The sequence below is a fragment of the Frigoribacterium sp. Leaf164 genome (assembly GCF_001423665.1).
GTDB lineage: Bacteria > Actinomycetota > Actinomycetes > Actinomycetales > Microbacteriaceae > Frigoribacterium > Frigoribacterium endophyticum.
In genome coordinates, this window is record NZ_LMOX01000001.1 from 765,342 (window position 1) to 787,919 (window position 22,578).

Sequence of the window (22,578 nt, forward strand, 5' to 3'; positions counted from 1 at the left end):
ATGGACGAGCGCCCCTGCAGCAAGGTCACCTGCCACGAGGAAGCGGTGGCGACCCTGACCTACGTCTACGCCGACTCGATGGTCGTCGTCGGTCCGCTGAGCGGGCGCGTCGAGCCCCACGGCTACGACCTCTGCGCCCGCCACGCGGCCTCGCTCTCCGCGCCTCAGGGCTGGCAGGTCCTGCGCCGGGTAGTTTTGGGCCATGAGCTCTGAGTCCCCCGTCGACCTGACCGCCTTCGTGAAGACCTACGACGTGAGGGGGCTCGTCGGGAGCCAGCTCACGGAGGAGGTCGTCGAGGCGTTCGGCGCCGCCTTCGCGGACGAGGTCGAGGGGGCCGGCCGAGAGCTCGTCGTCGGCCACGACATGCGCGACTCCTCGCCCGCCTTCGCCGCCGCCTTCTCGCGCGGCGCCCGGGCCCGGGGAGCGGACGTCGTCGCGCTCGGCCTGTGCTCGACCGACGAGTCGTACTTCGCCTCCGGCTCGCTCGACGCCCCGGCCGCCATGTTCACGGCGAGCCACAACCCCGCCACCTACAACGGCATCAAGATGAGCCGCGCCGGTGCCCAGGGCATCAGCCTCGGCACGGGCCTCGCCGACGTCCGCGACCGCGCGGCCGCGTACCTCGCGGACGGCGTCACCGCCGTCGACGCCCCCGGTTCGCTCCGCGAGTACGACGCCCTGGCGGACTACGCGGGCTACCTCCGCGGCCTGGTCGACCTCGCGGGCGTCCGGCCGCTGAAGGTCGTCGTCGACGCCGGGAACGGCATGGGCGGCATGACCGTGCCCGCGGTGCTCGGCGAGGCCGCCGGGCTGCCCGGCCTGCCCCTCGAGATCGTCCCCCTCTACTTCGAGCTCGACGGCACCTTCCCGAACCACGAGGCGAACCCGCTCGAGCCGGCCAACCTGGTCGACCTGCAGGCCGCCGTCGTCGAGCACGGCGCCGACCTCGGCCTCGCCTTCGACGGCGACGCCGACCGCTGCTTCGTCGTCGACGAGAACGGCGACGCGGTCACCCCCTCGGCCGTCGCCGCCATCGTCGCCGTGCGCGAGATCGCGCGCGTCCGCGCCGCCGAGCCCGACGCCGACATCGCCGTGATCCACAACCTCATCACCTCGCGGGCCGTGCCCGAGGCGATCGTCGCCGCGGGCGCCACCCCCGTCCGCACGCGCGTGGGCCACTCGCTGATCAAGGACGAGATGAAGGCCACGGGCGCGATCTTCGGCGGCGAGCACTCGGCGCACTACTACTTCCGAGACTTCTGGGGCGCCGACAACGGCATGCTCGCCGCGATGCACGTGCTCGCCGAGCTGGGTCACCAGGGCGAGCCCCTGTCGACGCTGACGAACCGGTACACGCCCTACGCGGCGAGCGGCGAGATCAACTCGACGGTCGACGACGTGCCCGCCGCCTACACGCGCATCGTCGAGGCGTGGGCCTCGCGGGGCGACGTCGACGAGCTGGACGGCCTCACCGTCTCGGGCACGGCCGACGACGGCTTCTGGTGGTTCAACGTCCGCCCCTCGAACACGGAGCCGCTGCTGCGCCTCAACGCCGAGGCGGCGACGCCCGCGGGCATGGAGCGCCTCCGCGACGAGGTGCTCGCGCTCATCCGCGCGTAGCCGACGTCGCGTCCTCCCGGGGCGGGCGTACCCCAGGGGGGTATGCTCGCGCCGTGGACGAAGGAGGCGCGGTGCGCGACGACGAGGGCCAGGCCGACCCGGGGGCGGTGCCCGGCCCGCCGGAGCCGACCCGCGACTCCCGGGCGACCGCGGGCCCCGGCTACGTGGGCGCCGGCTCGAAGGAACAGATCGTCAAGCGCCTGCGCCGGGCCGAGGGCCAGGTGCGGGGCATCCAGCGCATGGTCGAGGACGACGTCTACTGCATCGACGTCCTCACCCAGGTCAGCGCCGCGACCAAGGCCCTCGAGACGGTGGCGCTGCAGCTGCTCGAGGACCACCTCGCGCACTGCGTCGCCGAGGCCGCCCGCGAGGGAGGGGCCGTCGCCGACCAGAAGATCGCCGAGGCCTCCGCCGCGATCGCGCGCCTCGTCCGTTCCTGACGGGCTGCCGGGCGTCACCCCGGCGACGCGACACACGCTGTCGGGTGGGGGAGGATGGACCCATGCCCACTACTACGACTTCGCTGCCCTACAAGGTCGCCGACCTGAGCCTCGCCGAGGCCGGACGCCACCAGCTCCGCCTCGCCGAGAACGAGATGCCGGGGCTCATGGCCCTCCGTGAGGAGTTCGGCCCGACCCAGCCGCTCGCCGGCGCCCGCATCGCGGGCTCGCTGCACATGACCGTGCAGACCGCCGTCCTGATCGAGACCCTGACGGCGCTCGGCGCCCAGGTCCGCTGGGCCAGCTGCAACATCTTCTCCACGCAGGACGAAGCGGCCGCCGCGATCGTCGTCGGCCCGACCGGCACCCCCGAGCAGCCCCAGGGCGTCCCCGTCTTCGCCTGGAAGGGCGAGACGCTGGAGGAGTACTGGTGGTGCACGTCGCAGATCTTCGACTGGTCCGCCGAGGCGGCCGAGGCCGGCGCCGAGTTCGCCGGCCCGAACATGATCCTCGACGACGGCGGCGACGCCACGATGCTCGTGCACAAGGGCCGTGAGTTCGAGCTCGCCGGCGCCGTGCCCGCCGACGCCCCCGGCGACAGCCAGGAGTGGAAGGTCATCCTCGAGGTGCTCCGGGGCTCGCTCGCCGAGTCGACCGACCGCTGGACGACCATCGGCGCCGAGATCCAGGGCGTGACGGAAGAGACCACGACCGGCGTGCACCGGCTCTACGAGCTGTCGCGCGCGGGCGAGCTGCTCTTCCCGGCGATCAACGTCAACGACTCGGTCACGAAGTCGAAGTTCGACAACAAGTACGGGATCCGCCACTCGCTGCCCGACGGCCTCAACCGCGCCACCGACGTGCTCATCGGCGGCAAGGTCGCCTTCGTCGCGGGCTACGGCGACGTCGGCAAGGGCGCGGCGGAGGCGCTGCGCGGCCAGGGCGCGCGGGTCATCGTCAGCGAGGTCGACCCGATCAACGCCCTCCAGGCCGCGATGGACGGCTACCAGGTCGCGAAGCTCGAGTCGGTCGTCGGCACCGTCGACATCCTCGTGACGGGCACCGGCAACCTCAACGTCGTCACGGTCGACCACCTCCTCGGCCTCAAGCACCTCGCGGTGGTCGCCAACGTCGGCCACTTCGACAACGAGATCGACATGGCCGGCCTCGAGTCGCTGGCGGGCGCCGAGCGCGTCGAGATCAAGCCCCAGGTGCACGAGTGGCGCCTGCCCACCGGCCGCAGCATCCTCGTGCTCAGCGAGGGCCGCCTGATGAACCTCGGCAACGCGACCGGCCACCCCTCGTTCGTGATGAGCAACTCGTTCGCCAACCAGGTGCTCGCCCAGATCGAGCTGTGGGCGCACCGGGACCGCTACGAGACCGACGTCTACGTGCTGCCCAAGCACCTCGACGAGAAGGTCGCGCGCCTGCACCTCGACGCCCTGGGCGTCGAGCTGACGACCCTCACCGACGAGCAGGCCGCCTACATCGGCGTGCCCGTGGCGGGGCCGTACAAGGTCGACCACTACCGGTACTGACCACCACGGGGCGGGCCAGCGGGTCCGCCTCGTCGCCGGGGGCCGTCCGGGGAGCGCACGCCGCGCCTCCCGGGCGGCCTCCGTCGTCGTGGGGCGGGGCGGGGCTGAACGCGGCGGGGCTGGCACGACGACGCCCGGCGCGGGCCCGGCGACGGGCGGGCGCAGAGCGTGGGCGCCCCCGCGGTCGCGACGGCGAGGGTCAGCGCGTCGGGAAGCCGGGCACCGTGCCGGTCAGGGCGGGGTCGAGGCGTCGGAGGAGCGCGGCCTCCCGGCCGAGGGCGACGGCCTCGCGGTCGCGACGGAGGGCGCTGACGCCGGCGAGGAACGACTCGGCGTCGACCGCGGGCACCGGCGACACGAACGCGGCCACCTCGTCGGCGAGGCCGACCGAGACCCGGTGCCGGGAGGCGGGCGAGAGCGCCGGGGCCTGCTGGAGGAACGACGCCACGCGGCGGGCGAGCGGGTCCGGCAGCCGCGCGACGTCGGCGACGGCCGCCCAGCCCACGAGGTGCGGCGGCAGCTGCACGACGACTCGGCCCATGTGCGGGGCTCGTTCGTTGCGGCTGTAGGTGCCGGCCATCAGGTCGCCCAGGCGCCGGGACGAGCGGTTGAGCAGGGCGACGACGACCGCCAGGCCACCGGTCGTCATGACGATCTCGAGCAGGCCCACGAGGGAGCGCGTCAGGGCGTGGCGGAGGCCGATCGCGCCGCCGTCGAGCCGCACGATGCGGGCGCCGGTGGCCAGCTTGCCCAGCGACCGGCCGTGGCTGGCCGTCTCGACCACGAGGGGGAGCCCGATCAGGCACGACACGACGCTGGCGACGACGAGGGCCTGGGCCACGGCGTCGTCGGCCGCCCCGACCTCCGACAGCGCACCGACGAGGACGACCAGCAGCACGAGCACGAGGGCGTAGACCGCGTAGTCGATGAGGGCACCGGCGACCCGGAGCACGAAGCCGGTCGGGCGGAGGTCGAGGGCGACCGCCTCGCCGACGACCAGCTGGTCGGACGAGCCGCCCAGCGACTCCACCTGGTCGGGCCGGAGCGTGATCGGCGCTCTGCCACCTGCGCGGGGTCGGGACATGCCTAGTATCTAAGCAGAATGGATCTCGACGCCTACGCCGCCGCCCACGGTCACGAGTGGACCGAGCTCGACCGCCTCGCCCGCCGGCAGCGCCTCACCGGGCCCGAGGCCGACGAGCTCATCCGCCTGTACCAGTCCGGCGCGGCCGAGCTGTCCGCCCTGCAGACGGCGACCGGCCCCTCGGTCGTCGCCGACCGGCTGTCGATGACCCTCTCGCGGGCTCGCCTGCGGTTCACCGGCGCGGGGCGCGACCTGGCCGCGCAGGTGCCGGGCTTCTTCCTGGTCCAGCTGCCGGCTGCGCTGTACCGCGTGCGCTGGCTCTCGATCGCCGTGCTGCTCGCGACGGTGGTCGTCGCCACGGTGTTCGCCGTGTGGGCGGCCTCGACGCCGTCCGTGCTCGCGTCGTTCGGCACGCCGGAGTTCCGGCGGCAGTTCGCCACCGAGGACTTCGTGGACTACTACTCCGAGAGCGCGCCGTCGTCGTTCACGGGCCAGGTGTGGACGAACAACGCCTTCATCGCGGCTCAGTGCGTCGCCTTCGGCATCACCGGCGTGTGGGTGCCGTACGCGATCATCGGCAACGCGATCAACATCGGGGTCTCGGCCGGCATCATGGCCGACCAGGGCCGCCTCGACTACTTCTTCCTGTACATCCTCCCGCACGGCCAGCTCGAGCTCTACAGCATCTTCGTCGCCGGGGCCGCGGGCCTCATGATCGCCTGGTCGTGGATCGCCCCCGGGGCCCGGACGCGCGGCCAGGCGCTCGCGGAGGACGGCCGGGCGCTCATCACGATCGCCGTGGGCCTGATGCTCTCGCTGCTCGTCTCCGGGGTGATCGAGGGCTTCGTCACCCGGCAGCCGTGGCCCTGGGCGATCAAGATCGGCATCGGCACGGTCGCGCTCGCGGGCTTCCTCGCGTACCAGTGGGTGCTCGGCGGCCGGGCGCACCGGGCGGGGCAGACGGGCGACCTCGACGAGTTCGAGGCGGGCGCGCGGGAGCTCGTCGCGGGCTGAGCCCGCACCGGCGCGCCGCAGGCCGTCCGACGGGGCGGAGCCCTGGGCCGTTCGCCGCGCGCCCTGCGTCGCGCGCCGCGCGCCTCAGAGCCGCCCGGCCGCCTTGAGCGCGAGGTAGCGGTCGGCCAGGGCCGGCGGCAGGTCGGCGGGCGCGGCCGACACGACGTCGGCGCCCACCTGACGGAGGGCGGCGGCCACGCGGGAGGCGTCGAGCACGGCCCGCTCGGCGGCGGCGGCCCGGTAGACCTCCGACCGGCCGTCGCGGCGGAGCGCCGTCTCGGCCAGGGCCGGGTCGGCCACCGAGGCGACGACCACGAGGTGCTGACGGCTGAGCTGCGGGACGGCCGCGAGGAGGCTGCGGGCCGAGCCGGGGGAGTCGACGGTGGTCGCGAGCACGACCAGGGCCCGCTGGCTCGTGACCGAGCGGACGAGGGCAGGCACCGACGACCAGTCGGTGTCGACGAGCTCGGGCTCGACCGGGGCGAGCACGTCGACGAGCGACGAGAGCAGGGCCGCGCCCGTCGCGCCCTGCACCCGACCGCGCACGCGGCGGTCGAAGACGACGACGTCGACCCGGTCGCCGGCCCTCGACGCCAGCGCCGCGAGCAGCAGCGCCGACTCGAAGGCGGTGTCGAGGCGGGGCTCGTCGTCGACCCGGGCCGCGGAGGTCCTGCCGCTGTCGACGACCACGACGATGCGGCGGTCGCGCTCGGGGCGCCAGGTGCGCACGACGAGCTCGTCACGGCGGGCCGTCGCGCGCCAGTCGATGCTCCGCACGTCGTCGCCGCGGACGTACTCGCGCAGGCTGTCGAACTCGGTGCCCTGCCCGCGCACCATGACGCTCGTCCTCCCGTCGAGCTCGCGCAGGCGGGCGAGCCGGGAGGGGAGGTGGCGCCGCGACGAGAAGCGGGGCAGCACCCGGACGACGCCGGGCAGCTCCACGGTGGCCTGGCGGCCGGCGAGGCGCAGGGGGCCGATCGAGCGGACGGTGACCGCGTCGGCCCGCCGGTCGCCCCGGCGGAAGGGGGTCAGGGTCGTCGTCAGCGTCACCGCTCGCCCAGGCCGGAGCGACAGCGGACGTCGGGTCGACGCGGCCCCCGCCGACGGCTGCCAGGCGTCGCGCAGCACGCCGCGCAGGCGGCGTCGTCCGTCGTTGACGACGACGAGGCGCGACGCCGTGCTCTCGCCCAGCCGGACGGCCGCGGGCAGCTCTCGGCGCAGCCGGAGGGCCCGGGGCGACGCGGCGAGCAGCACGTCGAGGGCCACGAGCAGCGCGACGAGCACGATCCAGCCGAGCAGGACCCGGTCGTCGCCGGTCGCGACGAGGGGCACCACGCCGAGGGCCAGCAGGGCCACGGTCCATCCGGTGACGGCCATGCTCAGAGGGGGACCCGGACCTGCTGCAGCACCGAGCGGAGCACCGCGTCGGCGCCCACGCCCTCGAGCTCGGCCTCGGGCCGGAGCTTCAGCCGGTGCCGGAGCACGGGCAGGGCCATCGCCTGCACGTGGTCGGGCGTGACGCGGTCGAAGCCGGTCAGCCAGGCCCAGGCGCGGGTCGCGGCGAGCAGCGCGGTCGAGCCGCGGGGGCTCACCCCGACGGCGACGGACGGGCTCTCGCGGGTCGCCCGGGCCAGGTCGACGATGTACGCCAGCACGTCGGGCGAGGCTCCCACCCGGGCGACCTCGGCCTGGGCCCGCGCGAGCTCCTCCGCCCCGAGCACGGGGGTGACCCCGGCGGCCCGGAGGTCGCGGGGCGAGAAGCCGCCCGCGTGCCGCGAGAGCACCTCGACCTCGGCCTCGCGGGGCGGCAGGTCGAGGGTGAGCTTCATGAGGAACCTGTCGAGCTGGGCCTCGGGCAGCGTGTAGGTGCCCTCGTACTCGACCGGGTTCATCGTCGCCGCGACGAGGAAGGGCGTCGGCAGCGGGCGGCTGACGCCGTCGACCGAGACCTGGCGCTCCTCCATCGCCTCGAGCAGCGCCGACTGCGTCTTGGGGGGCGTGCGGTTGATCTCGTCGGCGAGCAGCACGTTGGTGAAGACGGGCCCGGGCCGGAACTCGAACCGGCCGCTGCCGGCGTCGTGGACGAGCGAGCCGGTGATGTCGCCGGGCATCAGGTCGGGGGTGAACTGCACGCGGGCGGTGTCGAGCGACAGCGCGTGGCTGAGCGCCCGCACGAGCAGCGTCTTGGCGACCCCGGGCACGCCCTCGAGGAGCACGTGGCCCTGGGCGAGCAGGGTCACGAGCATCCCGGTGACCGCGCCGTCCTGCGCGACGACGGCCTTGCCGACCTCGGTGCGCACGGCGGCGAAGGTCTGCTGGAGTTCTGAGGTCATGCGGTGATCCTCCCGGGGATCTCGTGGGGGCGGGGAGCAGGTCTCGGGGCGCGGCGGCCCGGGGGAGGCGCGGTGCCCGTCACCGGGGAGCCACCGCCTCCGAGACCGCGCGCTCGAGGTCGAGCAGGCTGTCGCTCAGGCGGACGAGCTCGCGGTCGTCAGCGGGGTCGGCGTCCACGAGCACGTGGCGGAGGCCGCGGGGGTCGGCGCCGGTGAGCTGACCGACGCGGGCGAGGACGTCGTCGAGCGACGCGGAGGCGGCCAGCCCGACCCGGCGCCGGAGCCGCACCACGGTGCCGATCCGGAGCTGGTCGAGCGCGTGCCGACGCGACCCCGACCGCTCGTAGAGGCGCGCCCGGCCCTCGGTCGTCTCGGACGCCCGGACGATCACGGGCAGGCGCTCGACCACGAGGGGGCCGAGCCGGCGGCCGCGCCACACGCCGGCGACGACGGCCGTCAGGGCCAGCAGGGCGAGCACCGGGGTGACCCATCCCGGCGTCAGGCTCGCGAGGGTGCCGCTGCCCTCGGGCACGTCGTCCGGGCTGGGCAGGTACCACACGACGTGGCCGGTCTGCCCGAGCAGCGAGAGCGCGAAGGCCGCGTCGTCGTCGTCGAGCACGGCGCCGTTGCTGATCGCGGTGGTGGCGCCCAGGACGGTCACCGTCCGGTCGCCGTCGACCAGCTCGACGAGGCCGGAACCGCCCGAGGCGTCGTCGGCGAGGCACGTGGTGACGTCGACGCCCGGGGCGACGTCGTCGACCGTGTAGGCGTACCCGCCGCCCTGCACGCGGTCGAGGCGCTCGACCGCCGGCAGGTCGCAGCCCGGCGCGACGGCGACGTCGTCGACCTCGGCCGCCAGGGCGAGGCCGGGCGCCAGGGCGTCGAGGGCCACCTGGTCGGGGGCGAGGAGGAGGGTCCGTCCGGAGGAGGCGGCGACGTCCCGCCACTGGTCGGCGACGAGCAGGGCACCGGCATCGTCGACCACCACGGTCGTGTCGGAGGCGTCGGCCCGGGCCTGCGCGGTCGTGGCGGCCAGCGAGGTGGTCACCTCCACCTCGACGCCCTGCTCCCTCAGCACCTCGACGACGGCCTTCGCCCCCGCGGGGGCCGCGTTCTCGGGGCCGAGGGCGCGACCGCCCGTCGCATCGCCGCCGCTCAGCAGCACGACGACCACCGCGACCGCGACGACTCCCGCGGCGAGCACGGCCCACGGGCGGGCCCGGCGGAGGGCGGCGCGGGGCGCGGGGGTCGACCGGGAGGGCGCGGCCGGCGTCGACGTCGTCACGCGGGCACCGCCGTCCGGTCGCCCTCGAGCGCACGGTCGAGATCGGTGATCTCGCGCCAGGCCTGCTCGGTGCCCGGACGGTCGAGGTAGCGGACCTCGTCGAAGGCCCGGGCGGCCGCTCGCAGGCGGTCGGCCCGGGCCGGGAAGAGCCGTGCCGCGCGGTCGCCCACCGTGCGGGCCGTGGTGCCGGGGCTCGTGGTCAGCACGTCGCGCTCGACGAGGGCCCGCGCGAGGGCCCGGAACGACTCGACGACGGCGCGGTCGAGGTCGCCGGCCGCCGCGGCCTCCCGGGCGGAGGCGCGGAGGGCGTCGGCGTCGCGCTCGTCGTCGTCGCCGAAGAGCTCGCCCGGGCGGGCGGAGCGGCGCTCCAGGTGCGGCACCCCGTAGACGAGCACCACGCCCACGACGACCGCGACGACGACGACCAGGACGATCACGAGCGCGACGGCCGGTGCTCCCTCGGCGTCGCCCAACCGGACGCCCTCGATCCACGACCAGAACGCGTCGGCGGCACGGTCGAGCCAGGTCGGCTGGGCGGCGACGTAGTCGCGCTCGGTGAGCTCCTGCTGGAGCAGGCGCCGCGCCTCCTCGGGGTCGGGCCGGAGCGGAGCGGCGACGAGCGTCACGGCGGCGGAGGCGAACGTCACCGCGGGGGAGCCGCGTCGCCCCAGGGCGAGCGCCACGGGTCGGGCAGGTCGGCCTGGCCGGCGTCGCGTCGCTCCACGTGCCGGACGAGCTCGAGGTCGAGCCCCTCGGTGCGGATGCGGCGGTCGACGTACACGAGGGCGGTGCTCGCGGCCTGGACGACCGAGCCGATGGACGCGACCACGGCGGCCACGGCGAAGGTCAGCAGGTACCCCGCGCCCGTCACGACGAGGACGGTCGGGGAGGTCAGGTCGCCGGTCGGCGCGAGCGCTCCGGCGAGGAGGCCGGCGAGGAGCGAGATCGGGGTGCTCGCGACCTGGGTGGCGACCTGGATCATCACGAGGACGAGCACGACGACGCCGAAGGTGCGCCAGAACGAGCCGCGGACGAGGCGCCAGGAGCGCGAGACCGCGGCGCCGAGGGTGAGGCGCTCGAGCATCAGGGCGCTCGGCACGAGGCTCAGCTGCACGCTGAGCCAGACCCCGACGGCGAGCGCTCCGAGCCCCGCGAGGAGGCCGGAGACGATGCCGATCGCGATGCCCGTCCCGCCGCCGACGACGAAGCCCAGCGCCACGACGCCGGCGACGACCGCCACGGCGACCAGGTACGCCAGCGTCAGCAGGGCCGACCAGCCCAGGAGGGCGCCGCGCCGGCCCGCCGTGAGCGCCCACAGCCCGCCGAGGCGCAGCCGCTGGCCGAGCAGCTGGCGGGAGGTCTCGAGCACGAAGAGGCCCTGGAGCAGGGCGCTGACGACCACGGAGAGGAGGAGCGGCACGATCGTCGAGAGGAGCGTCACCGCGACCGCGCCGGCGGCCACGGCGTCGCGGTCCTGGGGCAGGGCGGAGTCGACGCGGCTGAAGGCGGCCGCGGCCGTGCCGCCGGTGACGCCGAGGGTGACGACGAGCAGGACGACCTGGGCCAGGAGCGCGGTGCCGAAGGTGGTGCGCGGGTTCCGGCGGAAGACCTGGAACGAGCCCGTGAGGACCTCGCCGAAGGTGAACGGCCGGAGGGCGAGCAGCCCGGGGCGGGGAGGCGGCGTCCAGCCGGGAGGCGGACCCGGGGCGGGGGGCTGCTGCTGGGCCCACGGCGCCTGCTGCCCGTACGGCGTCGGCTGCCCGGAGGGAGTCGCCTGCCCGAAGGGAGTCGGCTGCCCGTAAGGAGTCGGCTGCCCGGAGGGAGTCGGCTGGCCGGGGGGAGTCGGCTGCCCGGTGGGCTGGTGCTGCCCGCCCGGCTGCTGCTCCGGCGCCGGGGGCAGGCGCTCGCCCCAGCGGGGCTCGTCCCGGCCCGCGCCGGGCGCCGCCCAGCCGTCCACGTCCGTCATGGTGCCCCCCGGTGGTCCGCCCGCGGGATCGCCCCGCGGTGCCGCCATGTTCCCACGCGGCGGGCGGCGGGTGCCAGCCGACGGGCGCCTCCTGCACTAATCTCGGGTGACGTGCCGCCTCCCGAGCGGCCCAGCCGAGGACGGAGACCATGACCCCGCGCATCCTGGTGGTGGACGACGACCCCGCGCTCGCCGAGATGATCGGCATCGTGCTCCGGGCCGCCGACTTCGAGCCCCACTTCTGCAGCGACGGCAGCGCCGCCGTCGACGCGTTCCGCAACTCGGCCCCCGACCTCGTCCTGCTCGACCTCATGCTGCCGGGGATGGACGGCCTGGCCGTCTGCGCGGCGATCCGGGCCGAGAGCGGGGTCCCGGTCATCATGCTCACCGCCAAGGGCGACACCGTCGACGTCGTCGCAGGCCTCGAGGCCGGGGCCGACGACTACGTCGTCAAGCCCTTCGACCCCAAGGAGCTGGTGGCCCGGGTGCGCACCCGCCTGCGGCCCTCCAGCGAGCCGACGACCGACGTCCTGACCGTCGGCGACCTCCGCCTCGACGTCGCGGCCCACGAGGTCCGGCGCGGCGACACGGTCATCGGCCTCACGCCCCTCGAGTTCGAGCTGCTGCTGGCGCTGGCGTCGAAGCCCCAGCAGGTCTTCACCCGCGAGATGCTCCTCGAGCAGGTGTGGGGCTACCACTACAAGGCCGACACGCGCCTCGTCAACGTGCACGTGCAGCGCCTGCGCGCGAAGGTCGAGCACGACCCGGACGCCCCGCGCATCGTGACGACGGTGCGCGGCGTCGGCTACCGTGCCGGCTCGTCCGCCTAGGCCCTCCGGTGCCGCGGGGGCGCCCGCGGCTCGCGGGGCCGGGCCCGTGACGGTCGAGTCCGTCGCCGCCGCCCTCCGCCGCGCGTGGCTGGGCCGGCGCGGCTGGCCGTCCCGCGTCGCGGGCTTCTGGCGGTCCTCCCTGGAGTTCCGCACCGTCGCGACCACCGTCGTGATGGCGGGCCTCGGGGCGACGATCATCGGCACGACCATCTCCGTGAGCATCGGCGCGAACCTGTACGACCAGCGCCGCGACCAGGTGCAGTCCGAGTCTCTGCGCGCGACGCTTCTCGCCCAGAGCATCTTCGACTCGGCCACGGCGACCGAGGACGCCGACCAGGTCGAGCTCGACTCGCTGCAGAACGAGGCGCAGAGCGCCATCCTCGCGTCGACGTCGAGCCCGGGCGGCACGAGCATCGCCATCCTGCGGACCCCGGGCCAGACGACGGCGCAGACCATCCAGGCGATCGCGAGCCCCGACTTCCCCGCCGACCAGATCACGCCGGAGCTCCGTGACCAGGTGGCGGCCGACACGGGCGCCCTCGCCCTCCAGCCCGTCTCGCTCCGGGGGCCGGGCGGCGACGCCCCCGGCCTCGCCGTGGGCTCGACGCTGCAGGTGCCGACGGCCGGCCAGTACGAGCTCTACCTCGTCTACGACCTCAGCGACGCCCAGACGACGCTGTCGCTCATGCAGCGGACGCTGGCGCTCGGCTCGCTGGCCCTCGTCGTCCTGATCGGCGTCGTCACCTACGTGGTCGTCCGGCTCGTCGTGGGGCCCGTGCGGGTCGCCGCCGAGACAAGCCAGAAGATCGCGGCCGGCCAGCTCGACCAGCGCATCCCCGAGAAGGGCCAGGACGTCGTCGCGACGCTCGGGCGGTCGTTCAACGGCATGGCCGACGCCATGCAGAGGCAGATCTCCCAGCTCGCCGAGCTGTCGCGCGTGCAGCAGCGCTTCGTCAGCGACGTCTCGCACGAGCTGCGGACGCCCCTGACGACCATCCGGCTGGCGGGCGACGTGCTCTACGACCAGCGTGCCTCCTTCACGCCGACGGCCGCCCGCACGACCGAGCTGCTGCACACGCAGGTCGACCGCTTCGAGGTGCTGCTGGCCGACCTGCTCGAGATCTCGCGCTTCGACGCGGGGGCGGTCGAGCTCGACCTCGAGAGCACGCGCGTGGTGGGTCTCGTCGACGACGTCGTCGCCGAGTTCGAGCCGCTCGCGGCGGAGGTCGGCAGCACGGTGACCATCGACGCGCGCGGCGGCTACCTCGAGGCCGAGGTCGACCCCCGTCGGCTGCGGCGCATCCTGCGGAACCTGCTCGGCAACGCGATCGAGCACGGCGAGGGGCGACCGGTCGAGGTCGAGGTCGACAGCGACGAGGAGGCGGTGGCCGTGGCCGTCCGCGACCACGGGGTCGGGATGACCCCCGCCGAGGCCGAGCGCGTCTTCGACCGGTTCTGGCGGGCCGACCCGTCGCGTCGCCGCACCATCGGGGGGACGGGCCTCGGCCTGGCCATCAGCCTGGAGGACGCGACCCTGCACGGCGGCCGGATCGACCTGTGGTCGCGCCCGGGCGAGGGGAGCCGCTTCGTGGTCACCCTGCCGCGGGCGGCGGGCACGACGGCGACCACCCGGCCGCTGCGGGCCGAGCCGGACGACGCCGCGACCGTGCAGGCCACGGCCCCGGGCACGCCGGAGCCCACCTCGGCCGAACCGTGGAGCGGGACGACGGAGGTGCACGGTGGCTGAACGACGACGGGCGAGGGCGGTGGCCGCGCTGGCGGCGGTGCTGCTCGTCCTGACGGGCTGTGCCTCCATCCCCGACCGGGGCCCGGTCGAGCGCGGTGACGACGTCTCGAGCGAGGTGCCGAGCGAGGTGGTCTACACGCCGAGCGGCCCGGTGGCCGACAGCTCGCAGGAGAAGATCCTCCGCGACTTCCTGGCCGCCGGCACCGGCCCGCAGGACAACTACGCGGTCGCCCGGCAGTTCCTCGCGGGAGGCTTCGCCGACGACTGGGACCCGCGGGCCAGCGTCACGGTCCGCCCGGGGGACGGCGCCACCACCCGGGTCGGCGAGGCCGACCTCGAGTACGCCTTCCTGACGTCGGCGACCGTCGACCAGGGCGGGCACTACGTGCCGTCGACGAGCGACGTCCCGACCACCCTCGCGTACTCGTTCGTGCGGGAGGACGGGCAGTGGCGCATCAGCGAGGCCCCCGACGGCACCGTGCTGAGCCCGGCGACCTTCCAGTCGGTGTTCCGGGCGCACGCGGTCTACTTCTACGACCCCACGTTCACGTACCTCGTGCCCGACGAGCGCTGGTTCCTCGCGCGGTCGTCGACGAGCACCCGCATCGCGAGCGCGTTGCTGGCCGGCCCGTCGGCGTGGCTGCAGGGCGCCGTCGTCTCCGCCTTCCCCGACGGGACGCAGCTGTCGCTGACCGCGATCACCGTGGTGGACGGCACCGCCCGCGTCGACCTGACCTCCGACGCCCTGAGCGCGACGGACGACGCGAGGGCGCGCATGCAGGCGCAGCTGCTCGCGAGCTTCTCGACCCTCTCGACGGTCACCGCCGTCGAGCTCAGCGTCGAGTCCGCGCCGCTCGACGTGCCCGACCTGGGCCGGGCCGCGCCGCTCCGCGACCCGGCCGTCGACGCCCGCCCGCTGGTGCTCGCGCAGGGCGAGCTCGGCTTCGCCTCCCGGTCGGCCCTCGCGCCCCTCGACGGGCTGTCGGCGACCGTGGCCGCCCTGTCGCCCACCTCGGTCGAGGTGTCGGCCGACCTCACGCGCGCCGCGGTCGGGACGGCGGGCGGCAGCGCCCTGGTCACGGCCGACGGCCGCAGCCTGCTCGTCGACCCTCGCCCGGGCCTGGTCGCGCCCTCCCTCGACGGGGCCGGCTGGCTCTGGAGCGTCCCCGCCGACGACGCGCGGAGCGTGACGGCGTGGTCCCCGGACGGCAGGCCGCAGGTCGTCGCCTCGACCCTGCCCGTCGGCGACCGCGTCGTGTCGTTCCGCGTCTCGCGCGACGGCACCCGGGCCCTCGTGCTGCTGGACGACGACGGGGCCTCGCGGCTGCTCGTCGTGGCCCTGCTGCGCGACTCGCGGCAGGTGCCGACCGCCCTGGGCCCGCCCCTCGAGCTCGCGGCGCCGACGGGGTCGCCGGTCGACGCGACCTGGGCCGACCAGCTGACCGTGGCGACCCTGACGACGGCCGACGACACGACCCGCGCCACGCTCAGCGAGGTCGGGGGCGCCGCCGTCACCGCGGGCCGTCCGGGCGACGACGCCTCCGCGATCGCCGGCGGCACCGGCCTCGCCCGGCTGCAGGTGCTCTCGGGCGACGGCGCCGTGCTCGAGCCCCGGGGGAGCACCTGGCAGGGGACGGGCGTGACGGCCGACCTCCTGGCGACGCAGCGCTGACCCGGGCGGCGCGGCGCACCGCCGCCCCGTCGTCCCTCCCCACCGTGGTCGTGCGCCCGTTCGTCCCCGGGGCGGCGGGCGGACCGGCGTCCGGCGGCCGGCACCGTGCGACGGTGTCGGCGTGACGACCTCGCCCCGACCCTCCGCCGCCGGCCTCGGCCCCGTCCTCCGCGAGGCGCTCGGCGTGCTGTCGCCGGTCCGCTGTGCGGGCTGCGGCCTCCCCGACGTGGAGCTCTGCCGGGCCTGTCGGGTCAGCCTCGAGCCGAGCCCGGAGGTCGACGAGCTGCCGGGCGGGCTGGTGGTCGTCTCCGGGCTGCGGTACGAGGCCGAGGTGCGCTCGACGGTGCTGGCCTACAAGCAGCAGGGGCGCCTCCGCCTGGCGACGGCCCTGGCACCCGCGCTGGCCGCCTCGGTGGCGCTCGCCGCGCCTCCCGGGGTCGGCGGGGCCCCGCCCGTGGTCGTCGCCGTCCCGTCGTCCCCGCGGGGGCGGCGGCGCCGTGGCTGGGACCCGGTCGAGCTGCTCGTGCGCCGGGCCGGGCTCCGGGCCGTCCGCCGGGGGCTCGTCGCCCTGCCGGGCCGCGGGGCGCAGAAGGAGCTCGACCGCGAGGCCCGCCGGCGCTCGCGGGCGGGCAGCCTCCGGGCCCGGCCGGGGCTGGCGGGGCTCCGGGTCGTGGTCGTCGACGACGTGGTGACCACCGGCAGCACCCTGCTGGAGGCGCGGCGTGCGCTGGCCGCGGAGGGCGCCGTGAGCCCTCCCGCGGCCGCCTGTGGACGGCCTGGGGATCTGTCCCGTCGGTGGCCGGGAGGTGACAGGCGGGGGTCCACCTGGCTACGGTGGGCAAAAGGCGTGAAAGGACATCCGCCTGGCTGACAGGCGGCACGTCGATAGCCAGAGGAGGTCGTCATGGAAATTTCCGTCACGGGTCGAAACGTCGGCATCACCGATCGTTTCCGCGACTACGCCACTGACAAGGCCGACAAGGTGGCGCAGCTCGCCACGAAGGCGCTCGCCCTCGAGATCAAGGTCTCGCGGCACCACGAGAAGTCGAGCGGCCAGGCCGGCGACGACCGGGTCGAGCTGACGCTGATCGGCCCCGGGCCGCTCGTGCGGGCCGAGTCGACCGGGAGCGACAAGTACGTCGCCTTCGACCTGGCCATCGCCAGGATGCTCGAGCGGGTGCGGCGCGCGAAGGACCGGCAGAAGGTCCACCGGGGCCAGCACCGACCGACGTCGCTCCGTGAGGCCTCCGGAGCGGACTTCAGCGGCATCGACGTCACGCCCGCCGCCGCCGAGACCCTGGACGCCGTGCGCACCGGCTCGATCGCGACGGTCGTCGCCGACGACGAGGCGCCCGCGGCCGAGGAGCAGGAGGACGACTACTGCCCCGTCGTCATCCGCAGCAAGGTGTTCGCGTCGACGCCGATGACCGTCGACGACGCGCTCTACTACATGGAGCTGGTGGGGCACGACTTCTACCTCTTCATCGACGCCGAGACCGAGCGCCCGAGCGTCGTCTACCGGCGCAAGGGCTGGGACTACGGCGTGATCGGGCTCGACCAGAGCGCGAGCGAGCTGCAGGAGGCCGCCACGCAGGCCCGCGCCGGCGTCGTCGCCTGACCCGGTCCGCCCCGGGGCCCGCGGCCACGGTCCGGGCGCGGGGGGAGCAGATCGCTCCTCCCCGCGTCCAGGGCCGTGGCCGCTAGGCTTGCTACCATCCGAGCTGGTCCAACCGGGCCTCCTCACGGGCTGGCGTCACCAGCCGCCCCCGGGGCACGCGGCTCCGCCGCCTGCCCGACCGAGTCTCAGATCCAGGGAGTCACCAGTGGCCAACGTCCTCGAGAGGGTCCTCCGCGTCGGCGAGGGCCGCATCCTCCGCCGCCTCAAGGCGTACGCGAACGCCGTCAACGAGCTCGAGGACGACTTCAGCACGCTGACCGACGACGAGCTGCGCGCCGAGACCACCGAGCTCCGCGAGCGGTACGGCAACGGCGAGTCGCTCGACGACCTGCTGCCCGAGGCGTTCGCCGCCGTGCGGGAGGCCTCGAAGCGGACCCTCGGCATGCGCCACTTCGACGTGCAGCTGATGGGCGGTGCCGCCCTCCACCTCGGCAACATCGCCGAGATGAAGACCGGTGAGGGCAAGACCCTCGTCGCGACCACCGCCGCGTACCTCAACGCCATCGCGTCGCGCGGCGTGCACGTCATCACGGTCAACGACTTCCTCGCGAGCTACCAGTCCGAGCTGATGGGCCGCGTCTTCCGCGCCCTCGGCATGACGACCGGCTGCATCCTCGCGGGCCAGACCCCGGCCGAGCGCCGGGAGCAGTACGCCGCCGACATCACGTACGGCACGAACAACGAGTTCGGCTTCGACTACCTGCGCGACAACATGGCGTGGCAGGCCTCCGACATGGTGCAGCGCGGCCACTTCTTCGCGATCGTCGACGAGGTCGACTCGATCCTCATCGACGAGGCCCGCACGCCGCTCATCATCTCCGGCCCTGCCTCGGGCGAGGCGAACCGCTGGTTCGCGGAGTTCGCGACGATCGCGCGCCGCCTCGTGGCCGGCACCGACTTCGAGGTCGACGAGAAGAAGCGCACCGTCGGCGTGCTCGAGCCCGGCATCGAGAAGGTCGAGGACTACCTCGGCATCGACAACCTCTACGAGTCGGCGAACACGCCGCTGATCTCCTTCCTCAACAACGCGATCAAGGCCGACGCCCTGTTCAAGCGCGACAAGGACTACGTCGTCATCAACGGCGAGGTCCTCATCGTCGACGAGCACACGGGTCGCATCCTGAGCGGCCGCCGGTACAACGAGGGCATCCACCAGGCCATCGAGGCCAAGGAGGGCGTCGAGGTCAAGGCCGAGAACCAGACCCTCGCGACCGTCACCCTGCAGAACTACTTCCGCCTCTACGGCAAGCTCTCCGGCATGACCGGCACGGCCGAGACCGAGGCCGCCGAGTTCATGAGCACGTACAAGCTCGGCGTCGTGCCCATCCCGACCAACAAGCCGATGAAGCGGATCGACCAGACCGACCTCGTCTACAAGAACGAGACGGCGAAGTTCGACCAGGTCGTGGAGGACATCGTCGAGCGCCACGAGGCGGGCCAGCCCGTCCTCGTCGGCACCACCAGCGTCGAGAAGAGCGAGTACCTGTCGCGCCTGCTGGCCAAGAAGGGCGTCCGCCACGAGGTCCTCAACGCGAAGAACCACGCTCGCGAGGCCGCCATCGTCGCGCAGGCCGGTCGCGTCGGCGCCGTGACCGTCGCCACCAACATGGCCGGTCGAGGCACCGACATCATGCTCGGCGGCAACGCCGAGTTCCTCGCCGTCGCTGAGATGAACGGCCGTGGCCTCAGCCCGGTCGACACCCCCGACGAGTACGAGGCCGCCTGGGACGACGTCTTCGCCGCCAAGAAGGCCGAGGTCGCCGAGCAGGCCGAGAAGGTCGTCGAGGCGGGCGGGCTCTACGTGCTCGGCACCGAGCGCCACGAGTCGCGGCGCATCGACAACCAGCTCCGCGGGCGCAGCGGGCGTCAGGGCGACCCGGGCGAGAGCCGGTTCTACCTCTCGCTCACCGACGACCTGATGCGCCTGTTCAACTCGGGGGCGGCGGAGTCGCTGATGGGCCGCGGCAACGTGCCCGACGACCTGGCCATCGAGAACAAGATCGTGGGCCGGGCCATCCGCTCCGCCCAGTCGCAGGTCGAGTCGCGCAACGCCGAGATCCGCAAGAACGTCCTGAAGTACGACGACGTCCTCAACCGCCAGCGCGAGGCCATCTACGGCGACCGCCGCCACATCCTCGAGGGCGACGACCTGGCCGACCGGGCCAGCGCCTTCCTGGAGGCCGTGGTCGACGAGGTCATCGACCAGCACACCGGAGACGGCAGCCCCGACGACTGGGACCTGGACGCGCTCTGGACGGAGCTGCGCACCCTGTACCCGATCTCGATCACCATCGACGAGGTCATCACCGAGGCCGGCTCCAAGGGCAAGGCGACGAGGCAGTTCCTGGGCCAGGAGATCCTCTCCGACGCGAAGGTCGCCTACGCCGAGCGCGAGTCGACGCTGGGCGAGGCCGCGATGCGCGAGCTCGAGCGACGGGTCGTCCTCTCCGTGATCGACCGCCGCTGGCGCGACCACCTCTACGAGATGGACTACCTGAAGGACGGCATCGGCCTGCGGGCGATGGCACAGCGTGACCCGTTGGTCGAGTACCAGCGTGAGGGCTACGCGCTCTTCCAGAGCATGATGGGCCAGATCCGCGAGGAGTCGGTCGGGTTCCTGTTCAACCTCGAGGTCGAGGTGCAGGGCCAGGTCGGCGCCGCCGAGGCGCCGGTGATCGCCGCCAAGGGCCTCGAGCCCGAGAAGGCGCAGCCGAAGCTCGAGTACTCCGCCCCGAACATCGCGGGCGAGGTCGAGGTCCGCGACCAGAAGGGCCGGCTCGAGCAGGCGGCGACCGCCAAGGCCCAGAAGGCGCAGGACGACGCGGAGCAGGGCGACGGCCCCGACGTCGCCGCCGCGCGGACGACCAGCGGCACCGGCGCCCCGGCCGGCAAGGGCGCCTTCGGGCAGCCGACCGGGGGCGCCGCCGCCGCGCCGGTCAACCGGGCCGAGCGACGAGCGGCCGGCAAGAAGTCCTGACCCGCCGGTGACGACGAGGGAGGCCGGGCACGGACCGCGAGGTCCGCGCCCGGCCTCCCTCGCCGTCCGGGCTGACCGTCGTCCGGGCTCTCGTCGTCTCGGAACGGGGCCCCGGCCGTGCTGCCGGGGCGTCGCGCTCAGAGCACGTGGAGGGCCGTCGCGCGCCACCGGTGGCCGGTCGTCTCGAGACGGATGGCCACCGACCTGGTCCGGGCGCGCCCGTGCACGACGACGACCGTCTCGGCGACCCCCGGGGCGGGTTCGCTGACGTGGACACGGCCCACCCGGAACACGGGCCGTTGGCTCCGGACGCCGCTCGCCTCGCGGGCGCGGGCGGCGAGTCGGACCCGTTTCTGCAGCACGGCCCACACTTCGCCGTTCACCCACCGGGAGACCTGGTCGAGGTCGCGTGCACCGGCCAGGATCTCGAGGACGCACCGTGCCAGGCCCTCCGCGGCGACCGCGGCGTCGGGCAGGCTGGGCGGCGCCGCGGGACCACGGGCGGCCGCAGGGGCGTCGTCCACGGCGTGCAGGAGGCGCGGTGCCGGGGGAGCGTCGGGCGTCGCGTCGGTCGTCGTGACCGGCGCGTGCTCGGTGCCGGTGACGGCGTGGAGGCGGCGGCCTCCTGCATCGGCCCGCTCGTCGTCCGGGACGGGATCGGTGGCGGCGGCCACGGCAGGGACGGGCATCAGGCTCGGACTTTCGTCGGGGGACTTCGTCGTCGTTTCGGTGACTACTCGCGTTCAACATATGACATGTCCTCCATGTCACGACAGGGCCGTGGCCGGCCTGTGGACAATCGGGTCTGCCCACCGGCAGGGGAGGGGCAGGGGCCGTCTCGCACGTCGACCTAGACTGGGGCGGTGTCGACGCTCAGTGATCTCGTTCTCGCCCAGGGCCGCTCCACCGAGGCGGACGTCGAGTGGCTCCATCTCCTCGTCGGCGACTGGCAGCTGCTCGCGGACCTCGCGTTCGCCGACATGGTGCTCTGGGTGCCCACGGAGGGCGACAGCTTCGTCGCCGTCGCCCACGCTCGCCCGTCGAGCTCGGCGACGCTGTTCTACCGGGACTTCGTCGGCCAGGAGGTCCGCCCGGAGTGGCGCACGCAGATCGAGCAGGCCTTCACCACGACCCGCATCGTCGACTCGGCCGCGCCCGACTGGTACGAGGAGACCCCGACGCGGGTCCGCGCCGTCCCTGTGCTCCGTCGCCTCGGGGCGAGCCGCCCCGACGTCACCGACGCTCCCATCGCGGTCATCACCCGCCACACCAACCTCAGCGAGGCGCGGACCCCCAGCCGCCAGGAGCTGACCTTCAACCAGTGCTCCAACGACCTCTTCTCGATGATCGCGGCCGGCGACTTCCCCGACCTCGGGGCACCGACCGGGCCGCGTCGCGGTGCCCCCCGCGCCTCCGACGGCCTGCTGCGCCTCGACGTCGACGGCCTCGTGACCTTCGCCAGCCCGAACGGCCTCTCGGCCTTCAACCGGATGGGGTTCGCCGGCGAGCTCGAGGGGGAGTCGCTGGCCGAGGTCACCACCGGGCTGCTGCAGGGCAAGCTCGTCATCGACGAGTCGTTGCCGCTCGTGGTCACCGGCCGCGCGCCGTGGCGGACGGACATCGAGGCCCGCGGCGTCACCGTGTCGCTCCGGGCGATCCCGCTCCGTGACCGGGGCGAGCGGGTCGGGGCCATCGTGCTCTGCCGCGACGTGACCGAGCTGCGCCACCAGGAGCGCGAGCTCATCACGAAGGACGCCACGATCCGTGAGATCCACCACCGGGTCAAGAACAACCTGCAGACGGTGGCCTCGCTGCTCCGCATCCAGGCCCGCCGCACCCGGACCGACGTCGCGCGCGAGGCGCTGACCCAGGCCATGCGACGGGTCGCGTCGATCGCGGTGGTCCACGACACCCTCTCCGAGGGCCTCAGCCAGAACGTCGACTTCGACACCGTCTTCGACCGCGTGCTCATGCTCATCGCGGAGGTCGCCTCGAGCCACAACACGACGGTGAGGCCGACTCTGACGGGCAGCTTCGGCGCGTTGCCGAGCGAGTACGCGACCCCGCTCGCCCTCGCGCTCACCGAGCTGGTCACCAACGCGGTCGAGCACGGCCTCGACGGCCGCGACGGGGAGGTCGAGATCGTCGCCGAGCGCGACGACGAGCAGCTCACCGTGAAGGTGCGCGACAACGGTGTGGGCCTGCCCGAGGGCAAGGTCGGCTCGGGCCTCGGCACGCAGATCGTCCGCACCCTGATCCAGGGCGAGCTCGGCGGGACCATCGACTGGCACACGCTGGTCGGCAGCGGCACCGAGGTCACCATCGAGATCCCGTTCCGGTGGCTCACCCAGGCTTAGCGCCCCGGCCCCACGCACGACGAAGCCGGCCCCCTC

General features: G+C 74.4%; 19 protein-coding genes. 12 read left to right on the forward strand and 7 right to left on the reverse strand.

Going from position 1 to position 22,578, the window contains the following annotated elements; genetic code table 11:
* The 4 genes from ASF82_RS03435 (at position 1) to ahcY (ending at position 3,599) form a co-directional block, all read left to right on the forward strand.
* Positions 1-213, forward strand: a complete 213-nt coding sequence (locus tag ASF82_RS03435; protein WP_056053400.1) for a DUF3499 family protein — start codon at positions 1-3, stop codon at positions 211-213.
* The gene (locus ASF82_RS03440; protein WP_056053403.1) at positions 203-1,621 is read left to right on the forward strand and encodes a phosphomannomutase/phosphoglucomutase; all 1,419 of its coding nucleotides are present in this window, start codon (positions 203-205) and stop codon (positions 1,619-1,621) included. The genes ASF82_RS03435 and ASF82_RS03440 overlap by 11 nt, the downstream gene beginning before the upstream one ends.
* Before the next feature lie 164 nt (positions 1,622-1,785).
* Positions 1,786-2,061, forward strand: coding sequence for a metal-sensitive transcriptional regulator (locus ASF82_RS03445; protein WP_056055744.1), 276 nt, complete (start codon positions 1,786-1,788; stop codon positions 2,059-2,061).
* 62 nt (positions 2,062-2,123) lie between these two features.
* Complete coding sequence (gene ahcY / locus ASF82_RS03450) at positions 2,124-3,599, forward strand: adenosylhomocysteinase (protein WP_056053406.1); 1,476 nt, start codon at positions 2,124-2,126, stop codon at positions 3,597-3,599.
* Positions 3,600-3,798: 199 nt separating this feature from the next.
* On the opposite strand, the gene ASF82_RS03455 is transcribed toward ahcY, so the two are convergent.
* Positions 3,799-4,683: an RDD family protein gene (locus tag ASF82_RS03455; RefSeq protein ID WP_056053408.1), complete on the reverse strand. Its 885-nt coding sequence runs from the start codon at positions 4,681-4,683 to the stop codon at positions 3,799-3,801.
* A gap of 18 nt (positions 4,684-4,701) precedes the next feature.
* Here ASF82_RS03455 and ASF82_RS03460 point away from each other — a divergent pair, with 18 nt between their 5' ends.
* Positions 4,702-5,697, forward strand: a complete 996-nt coding sequence (locus tag ASF82_RS03460) for a stage II sporulation protein M (RefSeq protein WP_056053410.1) — start codon at positions 4,702-4,704, stop codon at positions 5,695-5,697.
* Positions 5,698-5,781: 84 nt separating this feature from the next.
* On the opposite strand, the gene ASF82_RS03465 is transcribed toward ASF82_RS03460, so the two are convergent.
* From ASF82_RS03465 to ASF82_RS03485, 5 genes are all read right to left on the reverse strand, one after another.
* Positions 5,782-7,074: a DUF58 domain-containing protein gene (locus ASF82_RS03465; RefSeq protein ID WP_056053413.1), complete on the reverse strand. Its 1,293-nt coding sequence runs from the start codon at positions 7,072-7,074 to the stop codon at positions 5,782-5,784.
* Between the two features lie 2 nt (positions 7,075-7,076).
* Positions 7,077-8,030, reverse strand: coding sequence for a MoxR family ATPase (locus tag ASF82_RS03470; protein ID WP_056053416.1), 954 nt, complete (start codon positions 8,028-8,030; stop codon positions 7,077-7,079).
* Between the two features lie 79 nt (positions 8,031-8,109).
* Positions 8,110-9,315 carry a DUF4350 domain-containing protein gene (locus tag ASF82_RS03475; protein WP_162240251.1) on the reverse strand — a complete coding sequence of 402 codons (1,206 nt, stop codon included), beginning with the start codon at positions 9,313-9,315 and terminating at the stop codon, positions 8,110-8,112.
* Entirely contained in the window at positions 9,312-9,962 is a 651-nt protein-coding gene (locus ASF82_RS15735; RefSeq protein ID WP_162240252.1) for a DUF4129 domain-containing protein, read from the reverse strand. The genes ASF82_RS03475 and ASF82_RS15735 overlap by 4 nt, the downstream gene beginning before the upstream one ends.
* A complete protein-coding gene (locus tag ASF82_RS03485; RefSeq protein ID WP_056053422.1) occupies positions 9,959-11,281 on the reverse strand; it encodes a hypothetical protein in 1,323 nt (440 codons plus the stop codon). Before ASF82_RS03485 ends, ASF82_RS15735 begins: the two co-directional genes overlap by 4 nt.
* A gap of 149 nt (positions 11,282-11,430) precedes the next feature.
* Between ASF82_RS03485 and mtrA the strand changes: the two genes are divergently transcribed.
* From mtrA to secA, 6 genes are all read left to right on the forward strand, one after another.
* The gene (mtrA, locus tag ASF82_RS03490) at positions 11,431-12,111 is read left to right on the forward strand and encodes an MtrAB system response regulator MtrA (protein WP_056053426.1); all 681 of its coding nucleotides are present in this window, start codon (positions 11,431-11,433) and stop codon (positions 12,109-12,111) included.
* 46 nt (positions 12,112-12,157) lie between these two features.
* On the forward strand, positions 12,158-13,858 hold the full coding sequence (mtrB, locus tag ASF82_RS03495) for an MtrAB system histidine kinase MtrB (protein WP_156369902.1): 1,701 nt from the start codon (positions 12,158-12,160) through the stop codon (positions 13,856-13,858).
* Entirely contained in the window at positions 13,851-15,530 is a 1,680-nt protein-coding gene (locus ASF82_RS03500) for an LpqB family beta-propeller domain-containing protein (RefSeq protein ID WP_156369903.1), read from the forward strand. Before mtrB ends, ASF82_RS03500 begins: the two co-directional genes overlap by 8 nt.
* A gap of 121 nt (positions 15,531-15,651) precedes the next feature.
* The gene (locus ASF82_RS03505) at positions 15,652-16,401 is read left to right on the forward strand and encodes a phosphoribosyltransferase family protein (RefSeq protein WP_056053431.1); all 750 of its coding nucleotides are present in this window, start codon (positions 15,652-15,654) and stop codon (positions 16,399-16,401) included.
* 33 nt (positions 16,402-16,434) lie between these two features.
* Positions 16,435-17,148, forward strand: a complete 714-nt coding sequence (gene hpf, locus ASF82_RS03510) for a ribosome hibernation-promoting factor, HPF/YfiA family (RefSeq protein ID WP_056053434.1) — start codon at positions 16,435-16,437, stop codon at positions 17,146-17,148.
* A gap of 205 nt (positions 17,149-17,353) precedes the next feature.
* Positions 17,354-20,185, forward strand: coding sequence for a preprotein translocase subunit SecA (secA, locus tag ASF82_RS03515; RefSeq protein WP_056053437.1), 2,832 nt, complete (start codon positions 17,354-17,356; stop codon positions 20,183-20,185).
* 137 nt (positions 20,186-20,322) lie between these two features.
* Here the strand turns inward: secA and ASF82_RS03520 are convergent, their stop codons facing one another.
* The gene (locus ASF82_RS03520) at positions 20,323-20,874 is read right to left on the reverse strand and encodes an Rv3235 family protein (RefSeq protein WP_056053439.1); all 552 of its coding nucleotides are present in this window, start codon (positions 20,872-20,874) and stop codon (positions 20,323-20,325) included.
* A gap of 174 nt (positions 20,875-21,048) precedes the next feature.
* On the opposite strand from ASF82_RS03520, the gene ASF82_RS03525 reads away from it, so the two are divergent.
* Positions 21,049-22,542, forward strand: coding sequence for a sensor histidine kinase (locus ASF82_RS03525; protein WP_056053441.1), 1,494 nt, complete (start codon positions 21,049-21,051; stop codon positions 22,540-22,542).
* Positions 22,543-22,578: the final 36 nt, after the last annotated feature.

Bases quoted from the DNA above. Each gene is read 5' to 3' on its own strand.
- hpf (WP_056053434.1), top strand. From the start codon at position 16,435: ATGGAAATTTCCGTCACGGGTCGAAACGTCGGCATCACCGATCGTTTC.
- ASF82_RS03435 (WP_056053400.1), top strand. From the start codon at position 1: ATGGACGAGCGCCCCTGCAGCAAGGTCACCTGCCACGAGGAAGCGGTG.
- ASF82_RS03455 (WP_056053408.1), bottom strand. From the start codon at position 4,683: ATGTCCCGACCCCGCGCAGGTGGCAGAGCGCCGATCACGCTCCGGCCC.
- ASF82_RS03460 (WP_056053410.1), top strand. From the start codon at position 4,702: ATGGATCTCGACGCCTACGCCGCCGCCCACGGTCACGAGTGGACCGAG.
- ASF82_RS03440 (WP_056053403.1), top strand. From the start codon at position 203: ATGAGCTCTGAGTCCCCCGTCGACCTGACCGCCTTCGTGAAGACCTAC.
- mtrA (WP_056053426.1), top strand. From the start codon at position 11,431: ATGACCCCGCGCATCCTGGTGGTGGACGACGACCCCGCGCTCGCCGAG.
- ASF82_RS03520 (WP_056053439.1), bottom strand. From the start codon at position 20,874: ATGCCCGTCCCTGCCGTGGCCGCCGCCACCGATCCCGTCCCGGACGAC.
- ahcY (WP_056053406.1), top strand. From the start codon at position 2,124: ATGCCCACTACTACGACTTCGCTGCCCTACAAGGTCGCCGACCTGAGC.
- ASF82_RS03470 (WP_056053416.1), bottom strand. From the start codon at position 8,030: ATGACCTCAGAACTCCAGCAGACCTTCGCCGCCGTGCGCACCGAGGTC.
- ASF82_RS03485 (WP_056053422.1), bottom strand. From the start codon at position 11,281: ATGACGGACGTGGACGGCTGGGCGGCGCCCGGCGCGGGCCGGGACGAG.
- ASF82_RS03465 (WP_056053413.1), bottom strand. From the start codon at position 7,074: ATGGCCGTCACCGGATGGACCGTGGCCCTGCTGGCCCTCGGCGTGGTG.